Source organism: Methylomonas sp. BG-2, assembly GCF_057766305.1.
In genome coordinates this window covers 16,302-27,745 of record NZ_JBYMAP010000022.1, presented here as the reverse complement: position 1 = coordinate 27,745, position 11,444 = coordinate 16,302, and the positions used below count along the sequence as shown (strand labels likewise).

Genomic DNA, 11,444 nt, shown 5'->3' with positions numbered 1-11,444 from the left:
CCGCCGATGCGGCTTACCAAATCGTCAACGTCGCCGGTACCGCCGGTCCTTGGGTTTGGGAAATCGGCGGCTTGAACGGCGATTACACGTATGGCCTGGGCGCGGACGGGAGCGATGCGATTCCGGACTACACGCCGCCGGCCCGGTTGAAACTGGCCGACATCGGTATCGGCGCGGGTGATGCGATTTTCATCACTTACCTTGACGGCCTGACCAATGCATTCGGCGATGTGCCGAACGTCAACAATAATGGTCATGTGGGCAGTGTATTCAAGGATGACGAACTCGGCTCCAGCGGGCAAGTGTTGCCTAGCTATTACTACGAAGGCGAATGGGGAAAAAATCAGGATCCCGACGACCCGGCACCCTACGGCCTGTTTTTGCAATCCCTGGTCGGCGCGTTGACCGATGACGGCGGCAATATCGTGCAATTGTTGAGCTTGGGCAGCGTGGTTAAAATTGATAACAGCCAAGGATTCGTCTACGGCATCAGCTTCGAATTGCCGGTGGGCGCGACCTATGTGCAATTCGGTTTGAACGACGATATTTTCGGCGATAACACCGGTTCGTTAAACGTGTGCGTCAGTAGCGTCGACGAGCAATGCGGTACTTCGCCGGTACCCGTACCCGGCGCGGTCTGGATGTTCGGCAGCGCCATCGCCGGACTTGCAAGCTATCTGCGCCGACGCGGTTAAGCGGTAAATTGAAGTAGGCCGCGCCAACCGCCGCTGATTATCTCGCGGCGGTTGGCGCGGCTTGATCGAAGCGAGTTTGGCCGGCGAGTATTGGTTTTAGTCCGTGCCGGTAGGCTCGATTGGGCGAGGTTGATAATCTCGTCTGAATTTTTCGAATTCGGCGACCGGTAGCGGTCGGCTGGTCAAATAGCCCTGATATTGATCGCATTCTCGGCTCCGCAAAAAATTCAATTGTTCGGCGGTTTCGACGCCTTCCGCGATGACTCGCATTTTGAGACTCTTGGCCATCGCGATGATGGTTGCGGTAATTTCCATATCGTCGGCATGGTCCGGGATGTCCTCGATAAAACTCTTATCGATCTTGATGACGTCCAGCGGAAACAGCTTTAAATAGGCCAGCGACGAATAGCCGGTGCCGAAGTCGTCGATGGAAAGACCCAAGCCGAGTCGGTGTAATTGGTGCAGGATCTCGATCGCTTCCCGTTCCCGTTTCATCAGCACGCTCTCGGTCAGCTCCAGCTCCAGATGTTCCGGCGGAAATCCGGTTTCCCGCAGAATATGGCCTATCGCTTCGCCGATGTCGCTATGCAGAAATTGTTGCGACGATAAATTCACCGCCAATTTTATTGGCGCCAGCCCTCGATTCAGCCAGCGCCGACCTTGCCGGCAAACCTCTTGCAGCACCCAATTGCCGATAGGCACGATTAATCCGGTTTCCTCGGCGATAGGTATGAAACGCGATGGCGCGATGATTTCGCCGGTGTCGGTTTCCCAACGCAGCAGGGCCTCCGCGCCGACCAAATCGCCGCTGGCCACGTCGATTTGCGGCTGAAAATACACGCGTAACTCCCGGCGCTCGATGGCTAGGCGCAGGCGGATTTCCAGATCCATCCGTTCGCGGGCGGCGCGGGTCAGATCTTCCGAGAAATATTTGAAACAGTTGCGACCGTCATTTTTGGCTTGATACAAAGCCGTATCGGCTTGTTGAATCAGTTCGTCCGGGGTCTGGCCGTGTTCCGGAAACAGGGCGATGCCGACACTGACACCAATTCTGACTTCGTGGCCGCTGCTCAGGTGCCAGATTTGGCTTAGCGCCGCGATGATTTGCGAGGCAACCTGGGCCGCCGCTTCCGGCTGGGGAATTTCCTCCAGCAAGACGACGAACTCGTCGCCGCCCAGCCGGCAAATCGTATCGCTGTTGCGCAAACGGGCGGTGAGCCGTTGCGCGACCAACTGCAACAGATCGTCGCCCGCCAGATGGCCGAAACTGTCGTTGACGTCCTTGAACCGGTCCAGATCCAGCATCAACACCGCCATCACGCCGCGCCGGCGGCGGGTTTGGTCGATGCTGTGGCGTAGCCTGGACAGGAATAGCATTCGGTTGGGTAGTTGCGTTAGCGGATCGTGGTGAGCCAGAAATTCCAGCTCTTTTTCCGAGGCTTTCAGTTTGGAAATATCCGCGAACACACCCACGTAATTGCTGACCTCGCCTTGACCGTCGCGCACCGCGCTGATGCTCAACAGCTCGGGAAACACTTCGCCATTCTTACGGCGATTCCAGATTTCGCCTTGCCAATGGTCGGTGTTGGCCAACGTCTCCCACATGTCGCGATAAAAATCGACGTTGTGGTGGCCGGAGGCGATGATTTTCGGAGTCTTACCGATCACTTGGTCCGGTGTAAAACCGGTGATATCGCTGAAGGCCTTGTTGACCAGTTGAATCTGCTTGTCGGCGTTGGTAATCATCACGCCTTCCCGGGTACTTTCGAACACGGCGGCGGCTTGGCTGAGCCGGTCTTCGTTGGCCTTGATTTCGGAAATATCGGTTACGGTTCCGACATAGCCGCACAAGTCCCCGGTATCGGTAAGCTCCGGCTCGGCTCGGCAAACCACCCAACGCGGCTCGCTGTCGCTGAACTGGAAGCGGAATTGCCGATAAAACGGTTCCGCCAGACTGACGCACTCCCGCCAGGAGGCGGCGACTTCGGCGCGGTCCTCTTCGTGCAGGCCGGCGATCCAGGCATCGCCGTGGGAATGGCTGAAGGACAGGCCGGAAATTTCGCACCAGCGAGTATTCACATAGTCGAAGGCACCGGTCCGATCGGTGCGGAAAATGCCGACCGGCGCGACCTTGGCCAAGGTATGGAACAGCAACTCGCTGTCTTGCAGCGCAATCTCGGCCTGCTTGCGGGCGGTAATATCGCGCAAGCCGATGACGAAAGCGGGTTTGCCTTCCCAGGTCAGCGGCGTTGAGCGCATTTCCGCCCAAGCCAGGCCGCTGGGTCTAATCAGGTTAATGTCTTGAAAATGTAAATGGCTGTCGGCCACCGGAATCGCCAGCATCTGGCCGGCCAGTTCGCCGCGTTCCAACAACGACTCGGCTGCCTGATTGGCGTAAAGGACCTTGCCCAATGGATCGACGACCAATACGCCGTCGGTGATGGTGTCCAGGATCAGATTGAGCTGGCTGAGGGTTTGCGGCATGGGGTCCGGTAAGGGCGGCTTTAGACGATGACGGTTTGCGCGCCGGTACTTTGGGTCTGGGTGGTAATCGCGGCCATCACCGACGACATTCGCGACAAGTCGCCGAGCAGCTTCAATACCGGTTTAGGTAAATCGCGCACCAGCATTGGCGTCGCGAAAACTTCCTGCTCCAGGGCTTTTTCCGGCATGCCCAGAACTTCGACGACATCGAACACCCAGTGGCCGGGCTCGTAGATGCCGGTCAGCACCGCGCTGATCTGCTCGACCAAACGGCGGGTTTCGGCATTCAGCGATACCACGTACAGCGTCAGCACCAATTTATGATGATTGGCGCGGCGGGCCTCGTGATCCCTGGCGATCCGGACCACCTGGGCGATATTCTTGATTTGCGAGGCCGACAGCGGTTTGCTGGCCAATTCGAATTGCAGGCCTTCGTCGTGGGCGGCCTTGAGCTGATCCATGAATTCGGTGGCGAAAGCGGTCACCAAATAGACGTTCAAACTGTTGTCCATGGCCTTCAGGCGTCGTAGCGTTTCCACGCCATCGATGCCGGGCATCCGCAAGTCCAGAAAGATTAAATCCGGACGCAGGCTTTGCGCCATTGCGATACCGTCTTCGCCGCATTCGGCCTCGCGCACGTTGTAGCCTTCGTCTTCCAGAATTAATTTGAAGGCGCCCCGCACGGCGGGGTCGTCGTCTATCACCAAAATATTGTTCACCATCGCTAGTCCCGCGTTAGAAGTGAGGAAATTTTAACCGCATGCAACAGCCTTCACCAGAGCGGCTCTCGACGTTAATAGCGCCACCAATGTCCTGAAGCAGCCGCCGCGTCACCGACAAGCCCAGACCGGTGCCCTGGCCCGGCGGCTTGGTCGTAAAGAAGGGGTCGAACATTCGGATTTGCACATCGTCGGCGATACCTGGGCCATTATCGGTTATCGTCAACTCTAACATCTTTTCCACGCTACGCGCTTGGATATCGATCCGCGGATGAGCCGTGCCGGCGAGCGCGTCGCGCGCATTGATCAACAAATTCACCAAGATTTGTTGCAATGTCTCGGCGGTGCAAGCGATCTGCGGAAGATCCGTCGGCAATTCGCAATGCACCGCGATCGCGAGTTTGCGCAGTTCGCCTTCCAGCAGCATCAAGGTTTGCGCCAACACCTCCGAAAACGAACAGCTGCCGGTTTGCGCCGAGCGGTTGTGCAAGAAAATCAGCATATTGGAAACGATGGCCTTGATCCGCTGAATTTGTTGAAGAGCTTGCCCCAGTACTTCCCGGGACTTGGGGTCTTCGCAACGTTCCGCGACGTATTCGACGAAGTTCATCACACCCATCAACGGATTATTGATTTCGTGAGCGACGCCGCCGACCAAGGTGCCGAGTGCCGACAGTTTCTCCATTTGCAGCATGTGGTCCTGATTATCCTGCAATTGATGGTAGGCTTGACGGGTTTGCTCGACCAAGCGGGCATTCTCCAGCGAAATGGCGGCTTGCGCGGTCAGCAACTCGGTCATCGCGATTTTTTCCGATGTGAATACGCCGTCGGCCAGCCGGTTCTCCAGATACAGCACCGCGCCGAGTTCGTTTTGTTTGACGACCGGCAGACACAACACCGAGCGCAAGCCCAGCGAGATTACTTCCGGCGCGGTTTGAAACTCACCTTCGGCACCGGCGTCGCGCAATACGATTTTTTCATGGGTGCGGATCACGTAATTCACCACGGCTCGGCAGATGCCGCGCACTTTGTGTAACGGCGCGTATTGGCGATTCGGCGCGTGCTTTTTGCCGACATGTTGCTCGGCGGCGACCAGCCACTCGTCCTGCCGGCGAATCAACAGATAACCGTGCTGGGCGCCGGAGCTTTCCAGTACCACGGCCATGATTTTGCGCATCAATAGCGGTAAATCGATTTCGGCGGACAGCGCCAACGCGGACTTCATTAAGTAGCCGGTATCCAGATTGGGCAGTTTCGACTGCGGAGATTCGGATTTGATAACCCTGGCGCCGGTTTCCGGGGGCACGTAACGGTGGCGTTCCTGCAACTGTTGGTTTTTGAGATCGGCCCGGCATAGCCGGTAGTGACGGCGGGCCTCGCCGTAATAGAGTTCGGCGTCGCCCAAGTCGTGCTCGGCCGTCAAATCGGCCAGCGCTTCGTACACATGGCCGGCCAATAGCCCGTACTGCTGGCGGAAGCAATCGGCGGCGGCGTCCAGATACCAATTGCGTGCCTCGCGGACACAGCCGCGAAACCGGGCAATTTCGGCCTTGGCGAAACTCAGATAGGGTTGCAACAGCGGCCCCAAACCGGCCCAGATTTCCAACTGTTCCAGCACCGGCGCGATTTCGGTTTCCAGTTCGGGCCAGGGCGGCGCGTCGTTTTGCCGCAAACGGTTCAACAATCGGTACACATACCACAGGCGCTTTAACACGTTGTCGGTCAAGCCGTGTAAGTGGCGCTCCACTTGGTCCAAGGCTTGCGCCGCGCCGGAATAATCGCCTAGAAAATAACGGGCGAAACCGAGCAACGCGTAATAGCTGCCGGAGGCCGCGACATAATGATGGGTGTTCCAGTCCGCGAGGGTGGCGGTCATATCAACCGGAGTGCCGCCTTTCATCGGCGCGATCCAGCCCGCCAAAACCGCTTCCGCCAAGCCGACCGAGAATGCGAGTTGATTCTTGCGGGAGAATTGCAGGCATTCGTCGGCGGCTTCTTCTATCCAGCGCAGATTTTTTCCTTGGGCCTGCAAATTCCACATCAACGGACCGTAGGATAGGCCGGCGTTGTACAAGTCTCCGCAATTGCGGCCGCATTGTATGGCTTGATGAGCGTACTCGACGATGGCGGCCGGATGGGAACGGCTGTGCATGTTGCACCAGACAATGCCGTTCATGCCGCGGGTGGCGCCGAAGGTATTGGGATATTTGGCGCACAGCTCGCGCGCCAGGTCTTCGTAGCGGAAGGCTTGTTCGAAGCGGCCCTGCTCGCCCAGATTCAATCCCATGATCGAAAACGAGTAAATCACCGACTCGTCCATGCCGCCGCCTAAACAATGCTGGGTGGAAAGCGCGGCCGATAAATAGAGTTGCGGCACCAGTCCGCACATATATAAATCCGGAATCAACTCGGCGTAGAAAGCCAATTCGATCTTATTGCGGCGCTCCCGGGTAAACGGTATCGCCGCGATTTTGGTCCAAACGTCGCCTTGCGCTTCGATGTCGGCCATTAACGTTTCCATTTGCCGGCGGGCTTCGCCGGCGTCGGCCGGTAGCGACTTGCCGAAATAGGCCAGGCCGCGGTTGGCGGTTGCGATTGCCTTTTGGAAGTTGCCGAACGACGACAGCGACGTGGTCTGTTCGGCAAGGGCTTCAGCCTTGTCCAAATCGCTGAGCGCGTGCTCTATCAAATGGTTGAGCAACGCTTCCGAGCTATCGTAACGGCCCCGCATCAAATCGGTTTTGGCGAGGCGCTGATAGATGCGAAAGGTCAATTCGTAGGCTTGCGTCCAACAGTCGCCCGGTAGATAGCGGTGGGCCATTTCGAAAAATTCGTTGGCGGCTTCGCCGGCCAGCGAGTCGAGTGCTTTATTGCCGGCGTGAAAATTGATTTCAGCCAACCAATAGCGGGTGCTGGTGTCGGGCGCATTGGGTTTTCCCTGGTTCAAATGAGCAGCGATCGTGAACAAATGATCCATGTGCGCCAGTTCGGTGCCGACCGGGGTGTCGCCGAGCACGCGCCGGCCGATGCGCCAATGTATGGCCCGGCGCGCGGCCGGTTCGACCTGGCGCAGTACCGCTTCTTGGACCCGATCGTGGACGAATTGCAGATCGGACTTGTTTTCCAGCAACAACCCCAAGCTCAGTACCGGCTTCAGGTCGTCGAACAGCGGTTCGATGCGCAATTCCAATACCGTGGCGATTTCATCGGCGCTAAAACGATTGCCCAGGCAAGCGCAATAATCCAGGATGCGCAAGGTCGGCTCGGGCAGCTTGCGGACCTTCGCACTGAACAACTCGACCACGTTGGCTGGCATCTGCGTGTCGCGGATACGTTGCATATCCCATAGCCAATGCCGATCGGCATCGGTACCGAGCAGGCCTTCGTTGTACAGCCAAGCCAGGCTTTCGCTGACGAACAGCGGATTGCCCTCGGTTAGCGCGGTGATGAATTGGGCGAGATTGGCGGTGGCTTCCAGCGAAGAGTCCAGAATGTAGGCCACCATTTCGTGGCAGTCGCGTTCGCTCAGCGCGCCGAGGCGAATTTCCACTAGCGGACCCTCGGCTTCGCCGACCCGGCGAATTAATTTCGCGAGCGGATGGCCCGTGTCGACTTCGTTGTGCCGGTAAGCGCCGAGCAATAATAGAAACGGGTGCTCGCGATGGTTGGCGAACAGGTTTTGCAAAAAATCAAACGTGGCGCTGTCGCACCATTGCAAGTCATCGATGAACAGTACCAGCGGATTGTCCTCGCTGGCCAGGCAGGTTAAAAATCGGTCGAACAGATTGTTAAAGCGCTGGCGCGCCTCGACCGGCGGCAACGGCGCCGGCTCGGGTTGCGGTCCGATAATGAAGCTGAGTTCCGGCAACACTTCGGCGATGACGCCGCCTTGGTTTTCGACCGCTTCCAAAATCCTGGCCCGCCAATGTTGTACCTGAGCATCGCTCTCGGTCAGAAAGGTGCGGATCAGGTTGCGCAGTGCCTGAATCAGCGAGCTGTAGGGTATGTTTTTTTGGTATTGGTCGAACTTGCCGGAGGTGAAATAGCCGCGGTTCTTCACCAAGGGCTTTTGCAGCTCCTGAATCAGCCGGGTCTTGCCGATGCCGGACAGGCCGGAAATCAGTACCGACCGAAACCGGCCAGCCATTACCTCGTCGTAGGCGTGCTGAATGGTTTCGGATTCGGTTTGCCGGCCGACCATTTTCGAAATAAATATCACCCGGCGACTGCGGTCGTGACGGCCGATCGCGAAATTGGATACCGCCCCGTCTCGAAGGTATTCGCTTTGGCAACGTCTCAGATCCGCCAGCAGCCCGGCGGCGCTTTGGTAACGTTTTTCCGGTTGTTTGACCGTCAGTTTGGCGACGATCTCGCTCAGCGTTTCCGGTATGCGCGGGTCGAGTTCGTGCAGGCGCTCGGCTTCCTCGGCCAGATGGGAATGGATCAGCTCCAGCGGGTCTTCGGAGACAAACGGCGGTCGGCCGTTGAGCAATTCGTAAAACACAATGCCCAGCGAATACAAATCGGTGGCAAAATCCACCCGGTAGTTGATGCGTCCGGTCTGCTCGGGCGAGGTGTAGGCCAGCGTATGGCGCACGAATTGCGGATCGTAAATGAAATGGCTGACGTCGCGGATATCCAGCGGCGTGATGAAATCGGTCAGCCGCAAACTCAGCGTACCGGCTTGCACCAAAATGTTGTGCGGCTTGACGCCGCCGTGAGTGATGCCGCAATCGTGAACGGTTTGCAGGATGTCGGCGAGCGGACAGGCCAGCGCGAAAAAACTATCGAGACGCGGCGATCCTTGGTTTTCCAGCCAGTCGCTCAAGGTTTGGCCGGCGAACCAAGGTTGGACGATGAATTGTTCGCCTTCGTCGGATTCCAACGCCAGCGGCGTGCTGACGCGGGGATCGTGCAGGACTTTCAGGCGTTCGATTTTTTGCCGCAAGTGCCGGGACTGGTCTTCCCAACTCGACAGCAGTTTCAGGTATTTGATGACCAACGGATACTCGGGCACGTGTTTGTGGTAACCCTTGTAGACCGAGGCTTGTAAGCTTTCGCCGAGTTTCTCGGTGATGACGTAGGCGTCCGGTTGCGGAAGGTGGTTTGACTGGAGGTTCATGGTTGCTAGGGTCGGCCCAAATGCCCTTAGAGTAGACGAATCCGCCGTGCGGGGCGCGATTCGGAACCGAAAGCGGTCAAGCGGATAAAGCGCTTCGAGACCGAATCGTGAAGCTTATAATGTCCTGAATTTTTAACCAAGAGGATATGCGATGGCCGCCACCCAATCCACGATGATGCCGCTGGGCACGATTGCGCCCGACTTCGAGTTGCCGGACACGGTGACCGGCAAGACCTTTCGGTTGCAAGACTTGCGCGGCACTCAAGGCACGCTGATTCTGTTCATCTGCAACCATTGCCCTTATGTACTGCACGTTAAAGCGCAATTGATCGCGATCGCGCGCGAGTATGCGGCGCGAGGTGTCGCGACGTTGGCGATCAGCGCCAACGACATCAGTCACTATCCGGACGACGCGCCCGACAAGATGCGCGAGCTGATGGCGGCCTGGGGTTACCCGTTCGCGGCCTATCTGTACGACGAGACCCAGCAAGTTGCCAAGGCGTATCAAGCGGCCTGCACGCCGGATATTTACCTGTTCGACCCCGATTTGGCCTGCGTTTATCGCGGCCGGCTGGACGCGGCGACGCCGAAAAACCACGAGCCTGTTACCGGCGCGGATTTGCGGGCCGCGCTCGACGCCATGTTGAGCGGTCAACCCAACGCCGCTCGGCAAATTCCCAGTATCGGCTGCAATATCAAATGGAAGCAGGCTGATTGAGAGCGAGATTTCCATTCGATCAATGCGCTTGGCTCAGTGCTGCTGGTCGTCGAATTGCTCGACCATCAAATCCAGTTCGCGGCTGGACTCCGAAACGCTGCCGGCCGCTTCGCTGGCGTGAGCCGCGTGTTCGCTGGTTTGCCGGGACAGATTGCCGATGGCTTCGACGGTCCGGGCGATTTGTTCCGAAACCACTTGCTGTTCCTCGGCCGCGCTGGCGATCTGTACGATCATTTCGTTGATGTAGCCGACCGATTGCACGGTTTCCTGGAGCAGGCCGGTGGAATGTTTACCGTGCTCGGAGCCGGCGGCCGCCATTTCGCGAACCCTGGCCATTTCGGCGACCGCGTTCTGGGTGCCGTCGCGCAGATCATTGATCATTCGATGGATTTCTTCGGTTGATTTTTGAGTGCGGCCGGCCAAGGTGCGTACTTCGTCGGCAACCACCGCGAAGCCGCGGCCTTGGTCGCCGGCCCGGGCAGCTTCGATCGCGGCGTTCAGCGCCAATAAATTGGTTTGTTCGGCGATACCTTGGATCACATCCAGCACGCCGCCGATATTCTGGCTATGAACCGAGAGTACTTGAATCACCGATTCGGCCTGATTGACCGCGCCGGCCAGATTTTCCATCATGCTTATCGTGTCGTTGACCCGCGCGACCGAAGCCTGGGATTTATGGCTGACATTGTTGGCGGCATCGGCGGCATTGGCGGCGCTACGGGCCACTTCGCTGACCGTGGCGCTCATTTGATGGATCGCCGAGGCAATCTGTTCGATTTCCCGTAGTTGCTGATCCATCGCGGTGCTGACCTGTCTGACCGCGCGATGGGTGGAGTCGGCCTTGCCGGCCAACGGTTCGGTCGCTTGAATCAAACGGCGGATGATGGTTCGGGATTTCGCTTTCAGCAGCTTGATTGCGAGCAGCAGTTGACCGATTTCGCCATTGTCGGCGGTGTAGATGCGTTGGGTCAGCGGATTGTCGATGACCTTACGCGCTTCGGCGGCGGCGATGGCGAGCGGTTGCAATATCAAAGCGGCGGCGGCGTAGCCGACGGCTATTGCCGACAGTGCCAAACCGGCTGCAACGCCGGGGCTAACCACGCCGTTTAGGTACAGAATGCCGGCAATCGCGGCCTGAGGCAGCCCGCAGCTCAGCGACAGCTTAGCAGGCAGGCTGAGCCGGCCGATACCGGCCGATTCGGTCTTGCCGGCGTTAATTTTTTCGTAGATTTGCTTGGCGCGGGCTACCGTCGCGGGATCGGGTTTACTCGAACGGATTCGTAATCGATGATTTTGCCGCGATCGAAACGCGGCGTTACGAAGGCGTCCACCCAGTAGTGGTCGCCGCTCTTACAGCGATTTTTGACAATGCCCATCCAGGGCTTGCCGCTTTTGATGGTTTGCCATAAATCGGCGAAGGCCGCCGGCGGCATATCGGGGTGGCGGACAATGTTATGGCTTTGTCCGAGTAGTTCGCTCTCGCTAAAGCCACTGATTTTAATGAAGTCGTTGTTGACGTAGCTGACTCGTCCGGCGGTGTCGGTGGCGGAAGTGATGGTCAGTTGAACGCTGTACTCGATCTCGCGTTGGGTAATCGGAAGATTTTTTTTCATCGTTATCCCTGATCGTTATTTTTATGATGGAAGCGGTACTTACGCTGCGAGTTAGTATAACGCTCGTTCGAGACTTGTCACCGAAAGCACCGG

General features: G+C 57.8%; 6 protein-coding genes and 1 pseudogene. 2 read left to right on the top strand and 5 right to left on the bottom strand.

Translation table 11 applies throughout. The features are described from left to right. Positions 1-695: pseudogene (locus tag AC3B8H_RS03625) on the top strand (hypothetical protein); the annotation flags it as partial. 96 nt (positions 696-791) lie between these two features. Here the strand turns inward: AC3B8H_RS03625 and AC3B8H_RS03620 are convergent. The 3 genes from AC3B8H_RS03620 to AC3B8H_RS03610 are packed head-to-tail and all read right to left on the bottom strand — an operon-like array spanning position 792 to position 9,020. After that, complete coding sequence (locus AC3B8H_RS03620; protein WP_488440258.1) at positions 792-3,179, bottom strand: sensor domain-containing protein; 2,388 nt, start codon at positions 3,177-3,179, stop codon at positions 792-794. Between the two features lie 20 nt (positions 3,180-3,199). Then, complete coding sequence (locus tag AC3B8H_RS03615; protein ID WP_488440257.1) at positions 3,200-3,901, bottom strand: response regulator; 702 nt, start codon at positions 3,899-3,901, stop codon at positions 3,200-3,202. 13 nt (positions 3,902-3,914) lie between these two features. Further along, a complete protein-coding gene (locus AC3B8H_RS03610) occupies positions 3,915-9,020 on the bottom strand; it encodes a trifunctional serine/threonine-protein kinase/ATP-binding protein/sensor histidine kinase (protein WP_488440256.1) in 5,106 nt (1,701 codons plus the stop codon). Between the two features lie 151 nt (positions 9,021-9,171). Here AC3B8H_RS03610 and AC3B8H_RS03605 point away from each other — a divergent pair, with 151 nt between their 5' ends. Then, complete coding sequence (locus AC3B8H_RS03605; protein ID WP_488440255.1) at positions 9,172-9,738, top strand: thioredoxin family protein; 567 nt, start codon at positions 9,172-9,174, stop codon at positions 9,736-9,738. A 33-nt stretch (positions 9,739-9,771) separates the two neighbouring features. On the opposite strand, the gene AC3B8H_RS03600 is transcribed toward AC3B8H_RS03605, so the two are convergent. Beyond that, positions 9,772-10,839 (bottom strand): methyl-accepting chemotaxis protein, encoded by a 1,068-nt coding sequence (locus AC3B8H_RS03600; protein WP_488440254.1) that lies wholly within the window; start codon positions 10,837-10,839, stop codon positions 9,772-9,774. A gap of 143 nt (positions 10,840-10,982) precedes the next feature. Next, positions 10,983-11,351 carry a PAS domain-containing protein gene (locus AC3B8H_RS03595; RefSeq protein WP_488440253.1) on the bottom strand — a complete coding sequence of 123 codons (369 nt, stop codon included), beginning with the start codon at positions 11,349-11,351 and terminating at the stop codon, positions 10,983-10,985. Between the last annotated feature and the right edge of the window lie 93 nt (positions 11,352-11,444).

Bases quoted from the DNA above. Each gene is read 5' to 3' on its own strand.
- AC3B8H_RS03620 (WP_488440258.1), bottom strand. From the start codon at position 3,179: ATGCCGCAAACCCTCAGCCAGCTCAATCTGATCCTGGACACCATCACC.
- AC3B8H_RS03615 (WP_488440257.1), bottom strand. From the start codon at position 3,901: ATGGTGAACAATATTTTGGTGATAGACGACGACCCCGCCGTGCGGGGC.
- AC3B8H_RS03610 (WP_488440256.1), bottom strand. From the start codon at position 9,020: ATGAACCTCCAGTCAAACCACCTTCCGCAACCGGACGCCTACGTCATC.
- AC3B8H_RS03605 (WP_488440255.1), top strand. From the start codon at position 9,172: ATGGCCGCCACCCAATCCACGATGATGCCGCTGGGCACGATTGCGCCC.
- AC3B8H_RS03595 (WP_488440253.1), bottom strand. From the start codon at position 11,351: ATGAAAAAAAATCTTCCGATTACCCAACGCGAGATCGAGTACAGCGTT.